This window comes from Caballeronia arationis (genome assembly GCF_001544975.2).
Taxonomy (GTDB): Bacteria; Pseudomonadota; Gammaproteobacteria; order Burkholderiales; family Burkholderiaceae; genus Caballeronia; species Caballeronia arationis.
The window spans coordinates 65,744-85,612 of the sequence record NZ_FCOG02000028.1 but is presented as its reverse complement, the minus strand read 5'-3'; the positions used below and the strand labels follow the sequence as shown (position 1 = coordinate 85,612).

Here is a 19,869-nt window from a genome sequence, read left to right as displayed (position 1 = left end):
CCCCCCCCCTTCGAGCCGCAACGTCGACCTGACGAGCCGCTGTTCCTCCTGTTCGATCTCCGTAAAACTCTCCCGCACGCTCTTGATGTGCTGACTCGCCGCGCGTCGCGCCTGCTCCGGCAGCTTGCCCGTCACCGCGTTAAAGAGTCGCGCATGCTGCCGGTCGATGATCCGCTTCTGCGCCTCGCGGTGATACAGGTTGTTCACCGATGCAAACACCGAACTCAGCATCAGATCGTTCAGCGTCGCAAGCGTATGCACGAGCACCGGATTGTGCGAGGCCTCGCAGATCGCGAGGTGAAACGCATGATCGAGCCGCGCGTGGGTCGACGCGTCGGTTTCCTGCGGATGCGCGGCCACCATTTCGTCGTAGCGGCGCGTGATCAGAATGTAGTCGGCTGGCGTGCCGCGCAGCGCCGCTAGCCGCGCCGATTCCGCTTCCAGCATCTCGCGCACTTCGAGCAGATCGTAGAGCGTGCGCGGTTGCGATCCGAGCAGATGCATCATCGGCGTCTGGGCCGGCTCGGCCGTCAGCTTGGCGATGAACGAGCCTTTTCCCTGCGATGTCTCGATCAGTCCGCGCGCGCGCAGGATCTTGAGGCCTTCCCGAAGCGAAGTCCGCGACACACCCAGCTTTTCCGTCAGGCGACGTTCCGACGGCAGCGTCTGTCCCTGTTTCAGCACGCCATCGACGATCAATTTCTCGATGCGCTCGACGACTACGTCGGCAAGTTGCCGCTTCCCTTCCTGCCCTGTCTCTTCCATGGCGTCCACCACTGGTATTACCACCGTCCGATCGTAACACGGCCGCAGGTCTCTGTTCGTTCAAAAGCCATATGCGTCGACGGTTCGGTAGCAATTCACCGGATAACCGTGCTGTAAAAACTGGTATTACCACCGAGAAACGATTCGACAGCGCCGTTTCGGCCCGGAACAATTCAAAAAACACGCAGCATCCGACGCTCACAAGAAGCCGCGGACCCACTGGAGACAACGCATGACCTACGCCTACGACGAGAAGCTCGACGGCCCGCTTCGCGACCACGACAAAGCCGCGATCGTGCGCGATCTGCACGCCCTCCTTCCCGACCTTCAGCTTCTGCACACGAACGAAGACCTGCGACCGTTCGAATGCGACGGCCTTTCCGCATATCGCATCACGCCGATGCTCGTCGCCTTGCCCGGCAGCGTCGAAGAAGTTCAGGCGCTGCTGAAATACGCGAATGCGCACGGCGTGCCGGTCGTCGCGCGAGGCGCGGGCACCGGGCTTTCGGGCGGCGCGCTGCCGCTCGAAAAAGGCATCCTGCTCGTGATGGCGCGCTTCAATCGCATCCTTGCAGTGGATGCCGAAGCCTGCATCGCGCGTGTGCAACCGGGCGTGCGCAACCTCGCGATCTCGCAGGCGGCCGCGCCCCACGGTCTCTATTACGCACCCGATCCGTCGTCGCAGATCGCGTGTTCAATCGGCGGCAATGTCGCGGAGAATGCGGGCGGTGTGCACTGCCTGAAATACGGCCTGACGGTCCACAATATCCTGAAGGTCGAGATCGTGACGATCGACGGCGAGCGGCTCACGCTCGGTTCGGAAGCGCTCGATTCCCCCGGTTTCGATCTGCTCGCGCTCATCACCGGCTCCGAAGGGATGCTCAGCGTGGTGGTCGAAGTCACGGTGAAGCTGTTGACGAAGCCGCAGAGCGCGAAAGTGCTGCTCGCGAGCTTCGACGACATCGAAAAGGCCGGCGATGCGGTCGCGCAGATCATCGGCGCGGGCGTGATTCCCGGCGGCCTCGAAATGATGGACAACCTCGCGATCCGCGCGGCCGAGGACTTCATTCACGCGGGCTACCCGGTCGATGCCGAAGCGCTCCTGCTGTGCGAAGTCGATGGCGCGGAATCGGATGTGCAGGAAGACTGCGAGCGCGTCGAGACGCTCTTGCGCGCCGCGGGCGCGACCGATATCCGTCTCGCGAAGAATGAAGCCGAACGCCAGCGCTTCTGGGCGGGCCGCAAGAATGCGTTCCCCGCAGTCGGCCGCATCTCGCCCGACTACTACTGCATGGACGGCACGATTCCGCGCCGCGAACTGTCGCGGGTGCTGCGCGGCATCGCGGAGTTCTCGGCGCAATACGGGCTGCGGGTCGCGAACGTGTTCCATGCCGGCGACGGCAACATGCATCCGCTGATCCTCTTCGATGCCAACGCGTCCGGCGAAATGGAGCGCGCCGAAACGATCGGCGCGCGCATCCTCGAACTGTGCGTCGAGGTCGGCGGCAGCATCACGGGGGAACACGGCGTCGGCCGCGAGAAGATCAACCAGATGTGCGCGCAGTTCAACGGTGACGAACTGACGTTCTTCCACGCGGTCAAGGCCGCCTTCGATCCCGCCGGCCTGCTCAATCCCGGCAAGAACGTGCCGACGCTCCATCGCTGCGCCGAGTTCGGCTCGATGCACGTGCATCACGGCGCCCTGCCCTTCCCCGAACTGGAGCGCTTCTGATGCGACGCGACCTCATTTCCATCGACGACAGCGCGCGCCTCGTCGAGCAGGTTCAGCGCGCGCTCGCCGACAACGAGCCGCTCTCGATTCGCGGCGGCAACAGCAAGGCGTTTCTTGGCCGCACCGTCGACGCTCAGGTTATCGACACGCGCTCGCATCGGGGGATCGTGAGCTATGACCCGAGCGAGCTCGTGATCACCGCTCGCGCCGGCACGCCGCTCGCCGAGATCAACGCGATCCTCGACGAAGCCGGCCAGATGCTGCCCTGCGAGCCACCGACCTTCGGCGGCACGGCGACCGTCGGCGGCGCGGTCGCGAGCGGCCTGTCGGGTCCGCGCCGGCCGTGGGCGGGTTCGGTGCGCGACTTCATCCTTGGCTGCCGCATCATCACGGGCGAAGCGAAGCATCTGCGCTTCGGCGGGCAGGTCATGAAGAACGTGGCGGGCTACGACGTGTCGCGTCTCATCGGCGGCAGCTTCGGTTGCCTCGGGCTCATCACCGAAGTCTCGCTGAAAGTGCTGCCGAAGCCGCGCGAAGCACAATGCCTCACGCTCGCGATGGAAGCGGGCGAAGCAATGCGCGAACTGTCGGCATGGCGCAAGGCGTCGCTGCCCGTGAGCGCTGCATGCCATCTCGACGGCAAGCTGCATGTGCGTCTCGAAGGCGGAACGGGTTCGGTACGCGCCGCGCTCGAGCGCATCGGCGGCGAGCACCTCGACCCCGAGTTCTGGACCTCGTTGCGCGAACAGCGCCTCGCCTTCTTCGACGATCCGCGGCCGCTCTGGCGCCTCTCGCTGCCGAACGATACGCCGCTCGCCGCGTTGCCGGGCGCCGTGCTGCTCGACTGGGGCGGCGCGCAACGATGGCTCAAAAGCGATGCGGCCGCCGCCACGATTCGCCAGATCGCGAGCGCGGCCGGCGGCCATGCGACCTGCTTCACGCGAACGCCAGGCATCGAACCGTTTCATCCGCTCGACTCGCCGCTGATGCGCTTTCACCGGCAATTGAAGCAACGCCTCGATCCGCACGGCATCTTCAATCCCGGGCGCATGTACGCCGAGTATTGATCCACTACCGAGCCGATCACGAACATGCAAACGAATCTCAGCGACGAAGCGAAAACACTGCCGCGCGCGAAGGAAGCCGAAGACATCCTGCGCTCGTGTGTGCACTGCGGCTTCTGCAACGCGACGTGCCCGACGTATCAGTTGCTCGGCAACGAACTCGACGGCCCGCGCGGACGCATCTATCTGATCAAGCAGATGCTCGAAGGCGAGCCGGTCACCGACAAGACCCAACTGCATCTCGACCGTTGCCTCACCTGCCGGAACTGCGAGACGACTTGTCCGTCGGGCGTGACCTATCACGCACTGCTCGACATCGGCCGCGAGATGCTGGAGCGCCGGGTCGAGCGGCCCGTCGCCCAGCGCGCATTGCGCGCGGGCCTGCGCCACGTGATCCCGCGTGCCAAGACCTTCGGCGCGCTGCTGAAGGTCGGGCGAATGATGCGGCCCGTGCTTCCTCTCGCGCTTGGCGCGAAGATTCCCGAGCGCGCACCGGTCGCCGGTGAGCGGCCCGTTGCGCGTCATGCACGCCGCATGCTGATGCTCGAAGGCTGCGCACAGCGCTCGCTCTCGCCGAACACGAATGCAGCCACCGCGCGTGTGCTGGACCGGCTCGGCATCAGCATCGAGGCGGCGCCGGAAGCCGGCTGCTGCGGCGCGACCGACTATCACCTGAACGCGCAGGAAGCGGGACTTGCGCGCGCGCGCCGCAACATCGATGCATGGTGGCCGAAGATCGAAGCGGGCGCGGAAGCAATCATCCAGACCGCGAGCGGCTGCGGTGCGTTCGTCAAGGAATACGGCCATCTGTTGCGCGACGATGCGCTCTACGCGGACAAGGCCCGTCGCATCAGCGAGATCGCGCGCGACCTGGGCGAAGTCCTCGCCCATGCGCCGCTCGACCAGTTGCAGATCCGCGCCGACCAGCGCGTCGCCTTCCACTGTCCGTGCACGCTGCAGCACGCGCAAAAGCTCGGCGGCTCGGTGGAGGGCGTGCTCGGCAGGCTCGGCTTCGATCTCGCGCCGGTCCCCGATGCGCATCTGTGCTGCGGCTCAGCCGGCACCTATTCGTTCACCCAGCCCGAGCTCGCCCGCAAGCTGCGCGACAACAAGCTCGACGCGCTCGAAAGCGGCCGGCCCGATGTGATCGCTACGGCCAACATCGGCTGCCAGACGCATCTTGGCGCGGGCGGGCGCACACCGGTGCGCCACTGGATCGAAATCGTGGACGAAGCGATCGCCTGAACGGCGCACACGACCGGCGCGGAGTAACGATACGCCACCGTCGCCAGCCCTTCCTTGCAGGAGTTCAACGGAGCCTTCCTACTTCGCCGCGCGGCGCACGCCGTGCGCTGCGGCATCCCTTGTTGCATCGAAAAGAGAGACTGGAGACATGGACATCATCGCCAAAACCAACCACGCCGCACTCGACCGCGCCACGGTCGAATCCCGCGCCTATGCCAAAGCCACCGTTCGGCTCCTGCCGTTCCTGTTCCTGTGTTATGTCGCGGCGTATCTCGACCGCGTGAACGTCGGCTTCGCCAAGCTGCAGATGCTCAACGACCTCGCGTTCAGTGAGACCGTGTACGGCCTCGGCGCGGGCATCTTCTTCATCGGCTATTTCCTGTTCGAAGTGCCGAGCAACATCATCATGCATCGCGTGGGCGCGCGGGTCTGGATCGCGCGGATCATGATCACCTGGGCGGTAATCTCGGCAGCGTCGCTGTTCGTGAAGACGCCGACCGCGTTCTACGTCATGCGATTCCTGCTCGGCGTCGCGGAGGCGGGCTTCTTTCCGGGCATCGTGCTGTATCTGACCTACTGGTTTCCGGCCGAACGGCGCGGCCGCATGAATGCGCTCTTCATGATGGGCATTCCGATCGCGGGCGTGGTGGGCGGGCCGGTGTCCGGCTGGATCATGAACGCATTCCAGGGCGTGGGCGGCTGGTCGAACTGGCAGTGGCTCTTCCTGCTCGAAGCGATTCCTTCCGCGGTACTCGGCGTCGTGACGCTCTGCTACTTGCCGAACGGCATCCGCGCGGCGAGCTGGCTCACCGACGAAGAAAAGGACGTGCTGGCGGCAAACATCGAGCGCGACAACATCGGAAAGACGCACGGAACGCTTTCGGGCGTATTCACCGATGCACGCGTCTGGAAGATGGCCGCCATCTACTTCTGCTGCATGATGGGTCTCTACGGCATCAGCTTCTACCTGCCGACGCTCGTCAAGGCGACCGGCGTTAAGAGTGCGCTCGACGTGGGCCTCCTGACCGCTATCCCGTATCTGTGCGCGGTCGCGAGCATGTTCTTCGTGGCGCGCAGCGCGGACCGCACCGGCGAGCGGCGCTGGCACTTCGCGGTGCCGGCCGTGCTCGCGGGCGCTGGTCTTTTCGCCAGCACGCAACTGAGCGGCAACATCCCGCTCGCGATGGTTGCACTGACGGTCGGCACGGCCGGCATGCTCGCGACGATGCCAGTCTTCTGGACCTACCCGAGCGCGATCCTCGCGGGAGGCTCGGCGGCGGCAGCGATCGGCATGATCAATTCGATCGGCAATCTGGCGGGCTTCGTCAGCGCGTCGATCATCGGCTGGATGAAGGACGTGACGCACAGCACGAACGCGGGGATCTATTGCGTGGCAGGCGCGCTGGTCCTGGGCGCGGTGCTTGCCCTGCGTCAGCCGCGCGAGCTGGTGAACAAGGCAGATTGAAGGAACGGGCTGCATGCGGAGTCGCACATGCAGCCTGACCCATCTTGAATCAATCCCTGCACCCAAACAGCACAAACGTGCACCCCCATAGGGAAAATCAATCAAACGCTAAATGTCGATGATCTTCTGCCGATAGCCGTGTTATCCGATGGCGTTGCCTTTCCTTCGAAGGCGGCCGCACGGCTCATCAGCGAGGTCGAACTTGACGCGTACTGTCACCGTCTCGCCGCTCACCTGGCGGCGACGCTCCCCATGAAGAACAACCCGTTCTTCCGCCTGCTTGCACGCCTTCGGGTCGGCAGGAAGCTGCTGCTCATCTATCTGCTCGACCTGAGCGCGGTGATCTATATCAGCGGCATTCTGATCCACGAGAAGTATCTCGCGATCGACTTCTCGAACAAGGAGATCGTGGGCAACGCGTATGTGCGCACGGCGCGCGAAGCGCTGGTGGACGTCGCGCTCGCAGGCGCGGGGCAGCAGCCGCATCCGGCGCGTATCGCGCAAATCGACGCGAACCTGGTCAGCGCCGAAGCGCGATACGGCGAGCACATGGAAAGCGCGGCGCTCAACCAGCATGTACGTGCGGCGCTCGACGTCCTGAGCCGCCAGCGCGAGCCCGACGCGGCCAGCGCGAAAGTCGCGCTCGAAGCGTGCCGCGAACTGATTACACGAGTGGGCAACCAGTCGAACCTGATCCTTGATCCTGACCTCGACAGTTACTACGCGATGTCGCAGTCGATCCTGCGCTACCCCGCACTGCTCGATGCAGTGAACGGCATCGGCCGGCAGTTGCACGAAGGCGCAAGCCGCGCATATTCGCGCGAGCAAGTGCGCACGCGCTATCTCGTGCTCGAAGGCCAGCTCGACGCGGTGCTGCAGGGCCTGCGCTCGGACTTCGTCGAAGGCGGCGCTGCGAATCATGCGCTCGAACTGGCGCTCGCGCCGTCCGTTGAGCGCATGCGCACCGCGCTCGAAGCGTTCCGGCATGCGGCGCGCATCGTCGTCGACCGCAGCGAGCCTCCGGATGCGGCGCTGCTCAACATCGTCGATACGGCGCAGCAGGCGCTGGTCGTCAGCGTCGACGATGCATGGCGCAACACCGGCGAACATCTCGACACCCTGCTGCACGCGCGCGTGCACGGCCTCTTCTCGCGGATGTGGCTGCATCTCGGCACTGCCCTCTTCCTGCTGTGCACGATCCTCGCGATGGTGTACTTCGTCGCGCAGCAGATCTCGTATCCGCTGAAGAAACTCGCGCGCGTGATGGACACCGTGCGGCGCACCGGCGACCACACGCAGCGCGCGACGTGGCACAGCCAGGACGAAATCGGCCAGCTTGTGCGCGGTTTCAACGACATGCTCGAACAGCTCGATCGCGAACGCGACGTGCAGAAGGAACTCGCGGCAACCGCGCGCGCATCCGCCGCACAATACGCGCTCGTCGAGGCGACGCCGGTGCCGATGGTCGTCACCGCGATTCCGGGCCATGAAGTGCTGCACGCGAACAAGCCGGGACTCTTCTGGCTCAACGGCTGCGCGATGGACCCGTGGGCGTACAGCCTCGACTCTTCGACGCGCGCGCGCTTTTTCCAGCAGCTCTCCGATCACGATGCAATCGACGAATTCGAAGTCCACTGGAAAGCCACGTCCCAGCCGAGCTGGGCGATGCTCTCCGCGCGCCGCCTCAACTTCCAGGGGCGCGATGCGATCCTCACCGCCTTCACGCCGATCAACCAGATCAAGTTGATGGAGCAGCGGCTGGAGCTATGGGGCAAGGTCTTCGAAGCGTCGTCGGAAGCGATCGTGATCCTCGACGCCGAGGGGCGGCTCGTCACGGCGAACCCGTCGTTCTATCGCGCGACCGGCTATCGCACCGACGACGTTGCCGGCAAGCGGGCGTCGTTCATCGTCGGCGGCGACGAGGACGAACGCAACCCGGACCGCGCGCACGGCGGCACGATTCCGGGACTCTCGATCCGCATCGACCGCACGAGCACATGGCACGGCGAAGCACAGGTGCGCCGTCGCGAAGGCGGCGATTATCCCGCGTGGCTCATGATCAGCGCCGTGCGCGACAAGCGCGGCAACGTCTCGCACTATATCTGCACGCTGATCGACATCACGGACCGCAAGAAGAGCGAAGCGCGCATCCAGTTCCTCGCCGAACACGACGTGCTGACCGAACTGCCGAACCGCGCACTGTTTGCGACGCGGCTCGGCGTCGCCATCGGTCAAGCGGAGCGCACGAAGAAGCGAGTCGCCGTGCTGTTCATCGATCTCGACCGCTTCAAGAACATCAACGATTCGCTCGGCCATCACGTCGGCGACGGCTTGCTGCGTTCGGTTTCGCGGCGGCTCCTGAAGGCGGTTCGCAGCAACGATACGGTCAGCCGTCTCGGCGGCGACGAATTCACGGCGATCCTGAACGGCGTGACCAACGCGAGCGATGTCACGCGCACGATCGACGAGCGGCTGGTTCCGCTTTTGCGCGAACCGCACGAGATCGGCGGCGTGACGCTACAGGTGTCGTGCAGCGTCGGCGTCGCGCTCTATCCGGACGACGGCGACGGCATCGATACGCTGATGCAGAACGCGGATGCCGCCATGTACCAGGCGAAGGCCGCCGGGCGCAATCTCGTCAAGTTCTTCTCCGCCGACATGGCCGAGCACGCGCGATACCGCCTCGCGCTCGAAGCGTGTTTGCGCACGGCGATCGAGCGCGACGAACTGCGGCTCGCGTACCAGCCCTGCCTCGATGCGCACACCGGAGAACTCGTGAGCGTCGAAGGGCTGCTGCGCTGGAACAGCGCGCAGCTGGGTGCCGTATCGCCCGTGCAGTTCATTCCGGTCGCCGAGGAGACGCGGCTCATCATCCCGATCGGCGCATGGGTCATCGACGAAGCGTGCCGCCAGATCATGCACTGGCGCGAGACGGAATCGCTGGACATCCGCGTGTCGGTGAATCTCTCGGCTATCCAGTTACGCGATCCTGATCTGCTCGCCGTGCTCACGCGCAGACTTGCGAAGTATCGCGTGCCGCCGCAAAGCCTCGAACTCGAGATCACGGAAACCGTGCTGATGGACAGCGCCGAGAACTACGTCGACGCGCTCCGGGCGATTCGCGCGCTGGGCGTACGATTGTCCCTCGACGATTTCGGCACCGGTTATTCGAGCCTGAGCTATCTGAACCGCTTTCCGCTCGACCGGCTGAAGATCGATCGCGCGTTCGTGCACGACATGCTCGACGCGCCTGCCGATCTTGCGATCGTCAAGGCGATCATCGAGCTTGGGCATGAGCTCGGGCTGCGCGTGGTGGCCGAAGGTGTCGAGACCGACTATCAGGCGCAGATTCTGCGCGGCGTCGGCTGCGACGAGCTGCAGGGTTTCCTGTTCTCGATGGCGCTTTCCTCCGAGGAACTGTGGTCGTGGTCGAGCGAGCGCGAAGCCGCGTGACGGACCGGCTCGATGAGCGGTCCGTCACGCGCGCCATTACGACAAGCCGGTCGCAAACGCATCCGGCAACGACGCGCGCCGGGTAAGCGTGGACGTGCCTGGATCGTGGCTGCCACCGCTCACGTAGCGTTCCAGCTGGTCGATGGCGAACTGCTGCTCGTCGATGAGGTTCTTCACCAGATCGCCGATCGACACCATGCCGACCAGCTGGCCGCCGTCGATCACCGGCAAATGGCGAATGCGATGCTCGTTCATCAGCGCCATGCACTCGTCGGCGGTTTGTCCCGGCCGCACATAGCGCAGGGCACGCGACATGATTTCGGATACGAAGGTGCTCTTCGACGACCTCTCCTTCAGCACGACCTTCCTCGCATAATCGCGCTCGGTGACGATGCCGCGAACCGCCGAACCTTCCGTGACGATCAACGCACCGATGCCATGCCTAGACATCATCGCGATGGCTTCGTAGACACTCGCGCCGACGTCGATCGTATGAATCGACACATCGGTTTTAGCATTCAGCAGTTGCATAACAGTTGCCATTGCACAGCTCCGTATCGATGACCCGCCGCCAGGCACATGCCGGCAGTCGGGATGCAGCAAAACAATCTCAATCGCTCGGTTCGGCTCAGGGTCGATCCTCAGCCAAAATCGAACAATTCCCCAAGCAGTGATTTCTTCTTCCTGTGCGTATGACGCCGGTCGCGGTGGCCGTCGTACGCCTCGTCCCGCGTGCCCCATTCGGCACGGCGCTCGCGTTCCGCGTAATCGCCGCGCTCGCGCGGGGCATGCCGGCGGCTTTCCGCCAAGGCGTTCTCCTCGACCCGGGCCAGCAGTTTGTCGAGTTCGCCGCGATCCAGCCAGACGCCGCGGCACGTCGCGCAGTAGTCGATCTCGATTCCTTCGCGCTCGCTCATCAGCAAATCGGGTGTCTTGCAGACGGGACACTTCATGTCGATGGTTCCTTTCATATGGCCTACCATAGCCATCAATGTAGCGAAGAAGCGTGTGATATAAAACTCGTATTTTCTGTCGGTTTAATTCGATAAAACCGAATGGTTCGTGTCCATGAGGAGAGGGCGTCGTGAACTTCAAGCATCTGTATTACTTCTGGGTATCGGCGCGGGCCGGGAGCCTCGCGCGCGCGGGGGCGCAATTGCATATCACGCCGCAAACGCTGAGCGGACAGATCAAGCTGCTGGAAGAGGCGCTCGACAAGAAGCTCTTCAGAAAGAGCGGGCGCAATCTCGAAGTGACGGAGGCGGGCCGTCTGGCGCTCGACTACGCCGACGAAATTTTTTCGCTCGGAGCCGAACTCGAAAGCGCGGTGAAGCGCGATCAGGCGCTCGCGCAGACGCAGCTACGGGTGGGACTGGCGGATTCCGTGCCGAAAGCGGTCGCCTATCGGTTGCTTGAACCGGCGCTCAATCGCTCGGAATCGCTACGGCTGATTTGCCATGAGGGCAACCTGCATGCGCTGCTCGGGCAACTGGCCGTGCATCGCCTCGACATGATCGTCGCCGATGCGCCGATTCCGCCGGGCGTGAACGTCAAGGCGTTCAATCACCTGCTCGGCCGCTCGACGCTCAGTTGCTTCGCGCCGAAGTCGCTTGCCAAACGCGCGGAGCGCGATTTCCCGGCATCGCTGGAAGGCATGCCGGTGCTGCTGCCCGGTACCGAGTCTGCCGTGCGTCGCAAGCTGGATCACTGGCTGAAGGCACAGGGAGTGTCGCCGCGCATCGTCGGCGAATTCGACGACAGCGCGCTTGCCATCGCCTTCGGACGCGAAGGGCGCGGCGTGCTGTTCGCACCCACGGTGCTCGCAGCCCAACTGAAGCGCGAGCATCTTCTTACTGCAGTCGGGCATATCGACACGATCGTCGAGGAATTCTTTTCCATATCGATCGAGCGTCGCATCAGTCATCCGGCGATCGCGTCGATCCTCAGCGCAGCACGCAGCGAACTTTTTGGCGCCTGAGTACAAGTCGACCTTCACCGTCGACGAGGCAAGCTGGTCAAGACTCGCCCCGTCTCCTGCGCGCCTCCGACTTCAGTGACTGATGCTGAGCGATCCGCTGAGGGCCGGATTCTGCGATGAATTGCCGACCAGCACCTGATACTGCCCGCCCACGGACGTCCATTGCTGGGCGTCGCTAGCCCACGTGCTCAGCGGATGGCTGGCCGAAGTCGGATCGATCGTGAGTTGCACGATTTTCTTTTCGCCCGGGTTGAGCCAAACCTTCTCGAATGCGACGACACGCTTCGGCGGCTGACCCGCAGCAGGCAGCCCGACGTACACCTGCGGCACCTCGGCGCCATTCGTCTTGCCCGTGTTCTCGACCACGACCTGCACCGTGATCGGCGACCGGGCTTTAATGCGCAACGCGCAGCGGCACCCATGGTCACTGCCACTGCCTGAAAAGTCGTTGCATTGCTAACTTGATTTAGTTGGCACTGGCGGCTTTAGCCAAGCATATGCATCCCTATAAAAGCCGACGCATTTCGCCTTAGCGCTAACGCTAACGCTAACGGAACGTTGAACGCCCGCTTAAGCCTCCGTCTGAATGGCAAGGCCGGCATTTAACCCGCCGCTTAAGACGCCCTATCCGAGATTAAAGAGGACACAACGGCCTTAAAGCGCAAATAATTACCGACTAACAATGTCATGACGGTAAGTCTGGCCTTTAGCAAGCCTCGCGGCATTTTATTTTTGTTTTTTCCGGGAAATTTGGGCCTATCCGACCCGCTGAGCGCACGTGATCGAGGTCATACATTCCATATACGTCGATAAAAAGCAAAGTCCGGGAGTCATCTCATACGACTCAAGAACATTTTCCTTAACGATCTCCTTGTTACCTCGCGTTACAGGATCAGGCATATACCTCCGACTATACTTTTTTCGCCTGATCACACCCTTGACCATTTACCTATGTCCAAACGAAACCCTTATCCAGACGAGCAACAATTCCCAGATATCGAAATTGAACCCGGCGCTCGCTTGCCGCGTCGGAAATTTCTTTCGCTTATGGCGGCGGGAGCCGGTAGTGTTGCGCTATCCGCCTACGGCGAAGTGGCGAGCGCGACGACCAGCGCCGATGCGACGGCGGCGGCCACCGGCCAGAAGTTGTTCTACGGCATGAACGGCCACATCGCCTGGAACGAAGGCATCTACAGCACGCTGTCCGCCGCTGTGCAACTGGCGCAACTCAGGGATCTGGGATGCACGATGTACCGTGCGGACACGGCAAGCGACGGCATGTCCGAGACGCTTGCCCGGCTTCTGACGGGTGTGTTCAAGGCAGGCGGCGTATCGATCCTCCCGGTGCTCAACGCGCAGTCCGCCGGTTGGGACTATACGAGTTCCGAGTCCGCCGCCTATTCGCTCGGCTACAAGCTGGGCGTCGATTGCACGAAGCCGCTCAAGGGCCTCGTCAACTACATCGAATGCGGCAACGAACTCGATGTGCAACTCAAGATGAATGGCGACGGCAGCAGTGCGGCCGACTGGAACCCTGCTTACTGGGGTTCGTTCCGGGGCGTGATTCGCGGCATGATCGACGGCGTGAAGGCCGTCGATCCCTCGATCCAGGTTGGCGTGAACGTCGGCATTCCGATGGCCTATCGCGCGCTCCAGATGCTCTGGAACGGCGTCTCGCCGAACGGCACGGAAAACGGCGCCGGCGGTGCGAGTTCCCTGCGCTGGGACTTCACGACCTATCACTGGTACAAGAGCTCGTACGACATTCAGCGCGCCGGCAGAACCGGATCGATCGACGTGCTCCAGATCCTCAAGGATTCGTTCGGCGTGCCGATCTGGCTGACCGAATGGGGCTGGTCCGGATCGCAGGATTCGCCGGAGTCGGCGGCGGAGTACGTGACGAGCGCACTCACGCAGTACAAGTCGATCAAGGACAAGTACAACATCCAGTGCATCATGATGTACTGCATCATCGACGACAACTACGGCCTGATCCGTCCGGATGGCACCACGCGGAATCCGGCTTACTCAGCGTTCAAGCGATTCGTCGACGCGAATCCGGTCTGAGCATCGCGAAGCAGGAAGCGTCGGCGGCGAGCGCCGGCGCACGTCTGGCCCGGCCAATGTGTCACGGCAGGCTGACACTATGTTCCGCGTCCCTGTCGCCTGCCAAGCGGCGCACTGACCATGCGAAGCCGCAAACTGCCGTCTTGAGCGCTGCATGCGTCATTGGCATTGTCCTTGCATCCTTTGCCCCTTCGATCATCGGGTCACTGAAGCAACACGTGAAGGACAAAGGAGCCATCCATGAGTAACGATCTGACATTCCGCGCTGGCGAAGCCACCGTTTTCGCCGCGCCCGGACAGGCGACCGACGCCATGCCGGAGATCCTGATCGGCCGCGTCGACGGGCCGGTCGGTCACGCATTCGCCAACATGATGGCGCAGAGCAAGGGACATACGGCGATGTTCGCGATTCGCGCCTGCAACCAGATGGTGCGCCCCGCGACGATGATCGTCCCGAAGGTCACGCTCAAGGACATGGCGACGATCGAACTGTTCGGCGGCGTGGTGCAGTCGGCAACGGCGGACGCCGTTGTCGATTGCCTGATCGAGGGCATCCTGCCGAAGGAACAGGCAAATGACCTGTGCATCATCAGCCTCGTGTGGATCGATCCGCGTTGCGTGACAGACGCGAATCTCGACAAGAAGGACATGTATCGAACGAACTACGAGGCGACCAAGCTGGCGATCCAGCGCGCGATGAACAACGAGCCGAGCGTCGATACGCTGATTGCAAACCGCCATAGCATCAAGCACGACATGGACGACTGGAGCTGAAACGCAGTCACTGGTCCGCTCGGATCGCCATGAATTGGTTATTTCCGGCAGCCACTGCGCTCCGTATTCTGACGGCACGCACCTAGCACGCACCTGAGTGCCAGACAGAAAACACGGAGCTCCCGGATGAACCGCAAAGTCTTTCTCGCCGGCGCGACCGGCGTCATCGGCACGGCGCTCGTGCCGCTTCTCATCGATGCCGGCTACACCGTCTACGGCGGCACGCGCCGTCCCGAGCGCGCCGCCTCGCTCGAAGCGGCGGGCGCGGTGCCCGTCGTCGTCGACGTGTTCGATCGCGATGCACTCGCCGCGGCGCTCGCACGCATCGCGCCCTCCGGCGTCGTCCATCAGCTGACCGACCTGCCGCCGGGCCTCGATCCTTCGAAGATGGCGCAAGCACTGGTGAACAACGCGCGCGTGCGCGACGAAGGCACGCGCAATCTGGTCGCAGCGGGCGCACGCGGCGGGCTGCGAGCGGCTCGTCGCGCAGAGCATCGCGTGGGCTTACCGGCCGGGGAAGCAACCGTATGCCGAAACCGATCCGCTCGACCTCGACGCCGAAGGCTCACGCGCGATCAGCGTGCGAGGCGTGGCCGCGCTCGAACGGCAGGTTCTGAACGCGGCGCCCATCGTCGGCACGGTGCTGCGATACGGGCACCTGTACGGACCGGGAACCGGCACGGACCGCACGGCGGGCGCGAGTCCGCTGCACGTCGAAGCGGCGGCGCACGCGGCGCTGCTCGCGCTCGCGCACTCGCCGGGCGGCATCTACAACATCGCCGAGGATCGCGCGGAAGTGTCGAGCGACAAGGCGCGGCGCGAGCTCGGCTGGCGGCCCGACATGCGTGCGTCGAAGGAAACCCGGGCGCGGGCGTGACGCTCGCGTTGCATCTTGATGCCGCGAGATTGGATCTTGCGGCATTGCCTGACGAGCCGGGCTCGTCACGATTGCGCCGGTGTTGATACCATATCTATCCTGCAGGACCGCCGGTCCGCGCACAGGTTGCATCGCGTATCAAGACATGACCCAATCGACCGACTATCACCCGCCCATCGACGAAGCCGAATTGCTGCTGAAGTGGATCCGCCGCGCGCGCGAGTCGCAGGCGAGCCATTACGACATGGCCGACCGCCTGCACCGGCGCGGCCGCTGGCTCGGCATTGCGGTCATCACGATCACCTCGCTCATCGGCACGTCGGCGTTTCTTTCGCTGGTCGCAACAGCCGTGTCGTCGTTCCTGCGGGCGGTCGTCGGGCTGACGAGCATCGTGGCGGCCGTCCTCGCCGCGCTCCAGACCTTCCTGCGCTATGAGGAACGCGCCGAGCAGCATCGCGCGGCGGGCGCCCGTTATGGCGCGGTGCGTCGCAAGCTGGAAGCGATCCATGCGGGCGACGCCGATGCGCGCGACGGCCACTATCTGACCTCGATCCGCGAGGAACTGGACCGGCTTGCCGAGGACGTGCCGAACGTGCCGACCGCGTATTTCCAGCGTTCGTGCGCGAACCTGCCGAGCGTCGCGCAATAGCATCGCGGCACATCCGGACATGAGCGCCCCGACTCGCCGCATCGCGCATCTCGACATGGACGCCTTCTTCGCGTCGGTCGAATTGCTGCGCTATCCCGAGTTGCGCGGACAGGCCGTCGTCGTCGGCGGCGGGCACCGCGCCACGCCGACCGTCGACGAAAACGGCACGCGCCACTTCGTGCGGCTGCGCGAATACACGGGCCGCGGCGTCGTGACGACGTCGACCTACGAGGCCCGCAAGCTCGGCGTCTTCTCGGCGATGGGCATGATGAAGGCGGCGCAGCTCGCCCCCGACGCGATTCTGTTGCCGAGCAACTTCGACTCGTACCGCCACTACTCGGAGCTTTTCAAGGACGCGGTGGCGAGCGTCGCGCCGCGCATCGAGAACCGCGGCATCGACGAAATCTACATCGATCTGACCGACGTTCCCGGCGAGACGCGCACGCTCGCGCAGCGCATCAAGCGCGTGGTCGCCGATGCAACCGGGCTCACGTGCTCGATCGCGGTCGCGCCGAACAAGCTGCTCGCGAAGATCGGCTCGGAACTCGACAAGCCGGACGGCCTGACCATCCTCTCGATGGACGACCTCGAACCGCGCATCTGGCCGCTCGCCGCGAAGAAGGTGAACGGCATCGGCCCGAAGGCAAACGACAGGCTCGCGGCACTCGGCATCCACACCGTCGGCGACATCGCCGCGGCCGATCCCGCGTTCCTTCAAGAACACTTCGGCCTGAGCTATGCGAGCTGGCTCACGCGGATCTCGGCCGGCATCGACGAGCGCGAGATCGAGACCGAATCGGTGCCGCGCTCGAAGTCCCGCGAGACGACCTTCTCGCGGGACCTGCATCCGCGCCGCGACCGCGCCGAACTATCGGAGCGTTTCACCGCGCTCTGCATGCGGCTCGCCGAGGACCTCGAACGGCGCAATCTCACGTCCGCGTGCATCAGCATCAAGGTGCGCTTCAGCGACTTCCACACGGTCACGCGCGACCACACGCTGGAGCGCGGCGTCGCCGACGGCGCATCGATCCGGCGCGCCGCGACCGAATGCCTGAAGCGCGTCACGCTCGACCGCAGCATCCGGCTGCTCGGCGTCAAGGCGAGCGCGCTGTCGGAGCAGAGCATCGATGGCGGCGCACCGAAGTGGGTGCAGGCGGAGATCCAATTCGACGCATCGGCCGATATCGGCTGACGCTGGCCGGCATTGCATGCGCGGTCTCGCATAAGAGATCGTCTATGCTGTTCCAAAGTTTGTGTAACTATCCCCGCCACGCGCCGGACGCTAAGCTCGACCGTGCGGCGCGCAACGACTGGCGTGTCGCGGCGCGCGCGGACGCAACCCGTCCGTGCAAACGACGAGAAAGCGATGACAGCCGGATCGTGCACCGGCTGCGATAGGCGACCACCATGAACACCACTCTTGTTTATTCCCACGCTGCCTGTCTCGAACACCGTCCGGGGCCGAACCATCCAGAGTCGCCGGAACGTTTGAAGGCCGTGCTCGGCGCGCTGCGCTCGCCGGCGTTTTCGTCGCTGGAATGGCGCGAAGCGCCGATGGGCACACTCGACCAGCTGGCATTGATTCACGAGCGCGACTTTATCGACGACATCGCGGACAGCGCGCCGAAGCAAGGCTATGTGCCGCTCGACGCCGGCGATACAGTCATGTCGCCTGGTTCGTGGGAGGCCGTGATGCGCTGCGTCGGCGCGGCGTGCGCCGGCGTCGATGCCGTGATGAACGAAGAGGCGCGCAACGTGTTCTGCGCAACGCGCCCGTGCGGCCATCACGCGGAACCCGCACGCGCGATGGGCTTCTGCATCTTCAACCAGGCGGCGATCGCGGCCGCCTATGCGCATGACGTGCACGGACTGGAACGCGTCGCAGTAGTCGATTTCGACGTCCATCATGGCAACGGCACGCAGGCGGCGTTCTTCAGCCGGCCCCAGCTGCTCTATGCGTCGAGCCACCAGTCGCCGCTCTATCCGGGCACGGGCGCCGCGTCCGAGACAGGTGTCGACCACAACATCGTCAATGTGCCGTTGCCGCGCGGCTGCGATTCGGAACTGTTCCGTACCCGGATCGGCGCAGAAATGATGCCGGCGATCCGCGAATTCGCTCCGCAGTTGATCGTCATCTCGGCCGGCTTCGATGCGCACCGGCTGGACCCGCTCGCGGGCCTGCGCCTCGAAGACGACGACTTCCATTGGATCACGCGCGAACTGATGAGCATCGCCGATGCGGCGGCGGGTGGACGCATCGTGTCGATCCTGGAAGGCGGCTACAGTCTCGAAGGACTCGCCACCGGCACGGCGGCACATGTCCGCGCGCTGATGGGCCTCGACGCCTCCGCCTGACGAAACGCCTCCCACGCTTTGCGGGTGGAACGGCCACGTTCCACCTTTCCCGCCACACCCTCCTTCCTCGTCGATTCATGGCGTCATTTTGAATCGGTCGCCGCTCGCGATACCATTCAGTCCCGCTTCATCGCCCCGTCATAACCTGATGTCATGGGCGCTCCAACAATTCGGGCGTTGTCGCGGCGAAATTGACTCACTATATTTTTTGCTGAAGGCGCATCATCGAAAGGGCCGAGGCTCCGCTGTGCGCCTTCCCCACGCCGCCGCTTTCGCCACCGGCGACGCGCCGCGACGAACACCGCATTACATCGACGATCTCTTTCGCATAACCGTCTCGAGGACAAAGTCGTGATCAAAAAGCCAACGTTGCGCCCGCTTGCCGCTCTTCTGATTCTGGGCGCCGCGAGTCTCGCGCCCGCCTTTGCCGCCGGGAAAATTACCTTCGTCTCGCAGGGCGGCACGTATCAGGAAGCGCAGACCAAGGCCATCCTCGACCCCGCCGCCAAGCAGCTCGGCATCACCATCAACCAGGAAAGCATTCCGGACGCGTGGCCGCAGATCAAGGCGCAGGCCGCCACCGGCAAGCCGATCTGGGACGTGGTCGACACGCCGACGTCCAACTGTCTGCGCGGCGGCCGTGAGGGCCTGCTCGAAAAGCTCGACTTTTCGAAGATCCCGAATGCGGCCGCGATGCCCGAGAAGTACCGCACACCGTATTCGGTGGCCTACGAGTTCTATTCGACCGTCATCGGCTACAACAAGAAGACGCTGAAGAAAGTGCCGAAGAGCTGGGCCGATTTCTGGAACGTGAAGGACTTCCCCGGCACGCGCGCGCTGCGCAACGACCCGATGACGGTGCTCGAAGCCGCGCTCCTCGCCGATGGCGTGCCGCGCGACAAGCTCTATCCGCTCGACGTCGACCGTGCGTTCAAGAAGCTTCAGCAGATCAAGCCGGACGTGACGGTCTGGTGGACTTCGGGCGGACAGTCGGCGCAATTGCTGCACGACGGCGAAGTCGACATGACGATGATCTGGAACGGCCGCGCGAGCGCCGTGCGCAAGGACAATCCCGACGTCGACTTCACGTTCAACGACGGCATCCTGCAGAACACGCAACTGTGCGTACTGAAGAACGCGCCGAATCTGCCGGAGGCGATCAAGTTCGTCAACACGGCCGTGTCGCCGGAATTGCAGGCGAACCTGCCGCTCTATATCGACTACGGCCCGGGCAATCCGGCGGCGTTCAAGACCGGCAAGATCGACGCGAAGCGCGCAAGCGAACTGCCGAGCTCGCCCGACAACGCAGCGAAGCAGGCGCTGATGTCGGAAGACTGGTGGGCCTCGGACGCCGGCGTCCAGGCGAAGGCGCGCTGGCTCAAGTTCATGCAGTAACGCGCAACTCCTCTCTTTCCGCGCGGACCGGCCGGTTCGCGCGGATGTCC

At 64.0% G+C, this 19,869-nt stretch carries 16 protein-coding genes and 1 pseudogene; 13 read left to right on the top strand and 4 right to left on the bottom strand.

Going from position 1 to position 19,869, the window contains the following annotated elements:
* A partial coding sequence (gene glcC, locus AWB81_RS18795) for a transcriptional regulator GlcC (RefSeq protein WP_087135059.1) occupies positions 1 to 765 on the bottom strand: 765 nt, incomplete at its 3' end.
* Between the two features lie 232 nt (positions 766 to 997).
* On the opposite strand from glcC, the gene glcD reads away from it, so the two are divergent.
* From glcD to AWB81_RS18770, 5 genes are all read left to right on the top strand, one after another.
* A complete protein-coding gene (glcD, locus tag AWB81_RS18790) occupies positions 998 to 2,497 on the top strand; it encodes a glycolate oxidase subunit GlcD (protein ID WP_062638069.1) in 1,500 nt (499 codons plus the stop codon).
* Positions 2,497 to 3,564: a glycolate oxidase subunit GlcE gene (gene glcE, locus AWB81_RS18785; RefSeq protein ID WP_062638068.1), complete on the top strand. Its 1,068-nt coding sequence runs from the start codon at positions 2,497 to 2,499 to the stop codon at positions 3,562 to 3,564. The genes glcD and glcE overlap by 1 nt, the downstream gene beginning before the upstream one ends.
* A 24-nt stretch (positions 3,565 to 3,588) precedes the next feature.
* Positions 3,589 to 4,806 carry a glycolate oxidase subunit GlcF gene (gene glcF, locus AWB81_RS18780; protein WP_062638067.1) on the top strand — a complete coding sequence of 406 codons (1,218 nt, stop codon included), beginning with the start codon at positions 3,589 to 3,591 and terminating at the stop codon, positions 4,804 to 4,806.
* A 148-nt stretch (positions 4,807 to 4,954) separates the two neighbouring features.
* Positions 4,955 to 6,271 carry an MFS transporter gene (locus tag AWB81_RS18775; RefSeq protein ID WP_062638066.1) on the top strand — a complete coding sequence of 439 codons (1,317 nt, stop codon included), beginning with the start codon at positions 4,955 to 4,957 and terminating at the stop codon, positions 6,269 to 6,271.
* A gap of 252 nt (positions 6,272 to 6,523) precedes the next feature.
* Entirely contained in the window at positions 6,524 to 9,724 is a 3,201-nt protein-coding gene (locus AWB81_RS18770; protein WP_062638075.1) for a bifunctional diguanylate cyclase/phosphodiesterase, read from the top strand.
* Between the two features lie 36 nt (positions 9,725 to 9,760).
* Here the strand turns inward: AWB81_RS18770 and AWB81_RS18765 are convergent, their stop codons facing one another.
* Positions 9,761 to 10,267, bottom strand: coding sequence for a CBS domain-containing protein (locus AWB81_RS18765; RefSeq protein WP_062638065.1), 507 nt, complete (start codon positions 10,265 to 10,267; stop codon positions 9,761 to 9,763).
* A gap of 98 nt (positions 10,268 to 10,365) precedes the next feature.
* A complete protein-coding gene (locus AWB81_RS18760) occupies positions 10,366 to 10,677 on the bottom strand; it encodes a TFIIB-type zinc ribbon-containing protein (protein WP_062638074.1) in 312 nt (103 codons plus the stop codon).
* 131 nt (positions 10,678 to 10,808) lie between these two features.
* Here AWB81_RS18760 and nhaR point away from each other — a divergent pair, with 131 nt between their 5' ends.
* Entirely contained in the window at positions 10,809 to 11,702 is an 894-nt protein-coding gene (gene nhaR / locus AWB81_RS18755; RefSeq protein WP_062638064.1) for a transcriptional activator NhaR, read from the top strand.
* Between the two features lie 72 nt (positions 11,703 to 11,774).
* Here nhaR and AWB81_RS18750 read toward each other — a convergent pair whose 3' ends face one another.
* Positions 11,775 to 12,068, bottom strand: a complete 294-nt coding sequence (locus tag AWB81_RS18750) for a fibronectin type III-like domain-contianing protein (protein ID WP_200822516.1) — start codon at positions 12,066 to 12,068, stop codon at positions 11,775 to 11,777.
* A gap of 654 nt (positions 12,069 to 12,722) precedes the next feature.
* Here AWB81_RS18750 and AWB81_RS18745 point away from each other — a divergent pair.
* The 7 genes and pseudogenes from AWB81_RS18745 (at position 12,723) to AWB81_RS18715 (ending at position 19,819) form a co-directional block, all read left to right on the top strand.
* Positions 12,723 to 13,769, top strand: a complete 1,047-nt coding sequence (locus tag AWB81_RS18745; RefSeq protein ID WP_235025833.1) for a glycosyl hydrolase — start codon at positions 12,723 to 12,725, stop codon at positions 13,767 to 13,769.
* Positions 13,770 to 14,009: 240 nt separating this feature from the next.
* Positions 14,010 to 14,543 (top strand): formaldehyde-activating enzyme, encoded by a 534-nt coding sequence (gene fae, locus AWB81_RS18740; RefSeq protein WP_062638061.1) that lies wholly within the window; start codon positions 14,010 to 14,012, stop codon positions 14,541 to 14,543.
* Between the two features lie 126 nt (positions 14,544 to 14,669).
* Positions 14,670 to 15,420 (top strand): annotated as a pseudogene (locus tag AWB81_RS18735) (NAD-dependent epimerase/dehydratase family protein).
* A 145-nt stretch (positions 15,421 to 15,565) separates the two neighbouring features.
* Complete coding sequence (locus AWB81_RS18730; RefSeq protein ID WP_062638060.1) at positions 15,566 to 16,069, top strand: SLATT domain-containing protein; 504 nt, start codon at positions 15,566 to 15,568, stop codon at positions 16,067 to 16,069.
* A gap of 19 nt (positions 16,070 to 16,088) precedes the next feature.
* Positions 16,089 to 17,261, top strand: coding sequence for a DNA polymerase IV (dinB, locus tag AWB81_RS18725; protein WP_062638059.1), 1,173 nt, complete (start codon positions 16,089 to 16,091; stop codon positions 17,259 to 17,261).
* A gap of 215 nt (positions 17,262 to 17,476) precedes the next feature.
* Positions 17,477 to 18,424, top strand: coding sequence for a histone deacetylase family protein (locus AWB81_RS18720; RefSeq protein ID WP_062638058.1), 948 nt, complete (start codon positions 17,477 to 17,479; stop codon positions 18,422 to 18,424).
* Positions 18,425 to 18,775: 351 nt separating this feature from the next.
* Positions 18,776 to 19,819 carry an ABC transporter substrate-binding protein gene (locus AWB81_RS18715; protein WP_062638056.1) on the top strand — a complete coding sequence of 348 codons (1,044 nt, stop codon included), beginning with the start codon at positions 18,776 to 18,778 and terminating at the stop codon, positions 19,817 to 19,819.
* Positions 19,820 to 19,869: the final 50 nt, after the last annotated feature.

Coding starts and splice junctions, on each gene's coding strand:
- glcD (WP_062638069.1), top strand. CDS start 998: ATGACCTACGCCTACGACGAGAAGCTCGACGGCCCGCTTCGCGACCAC.
- AWB81_RS18720 (WP_062638058.1), top strand. CDS start 17,477: ATGAACACCACTCTTGTTTATTCCCACGCTGCCTGTCTCGAACACCGT.
- glcE (WP_062638068.1), top strand. CDS start 2,497: ATGCGACGCGACCTCATTTCCATCGACGACAGCGCGCGCCTCGTCGAG.
- glcF (WP_062638067.1), top strand. CDS start 3,589: ATGCAAACGAATCTCAGCGACGAAGCGAAAACACTGCCGCGCGCGAAG.
- AWB81_RS18730 (WP_062638060.1), top strand. CDS start 15,566: ATGACCCAATCGACCGACTATCACCCGCCCATCGACGAAGCCGAATTG.
- AWB81_RS18760 (WP_062638074.1), bottom strand. CDS start 10,677: ATGAAGTGTCCCGTCTGCAAGACACCCGATTTGCTGATGAGCGAGCGC.
- AWB81_RS18775 (WP_062638066.1), top strand. CDS start 4,955: ATGGACATCATCGCCAAAACCAACCACGCCGCACTCGACCGCGCCACG.
- fae (WP_062638061.1), top strand. CDS start 14,010: ATGAGTAACGATCTGACATTCCGCGCTGGCGAAGCCACCGTTTTCGCC.
- dinB (WP_062638059.1), top strand. CDS start 16,089: ATGAGCGCCCCGACTCGCCGCATCGCGCATCTCGACATGGACGCCTTC.
- AWB81_RS18770 (WP_062638075.1), top strand. CDS start 6,524: ATGAAGAACAACCCGTTCTTCCGCCTGCTTGCACGCCTTCGGGTCGGC.
- AWB81_RS18765 (WP_062638065.1), bottom strand. CDS start 10,267: ATGGCAACTGTTATGCAACTGCTGAATGCTAAAACCGATGTGTCGATT.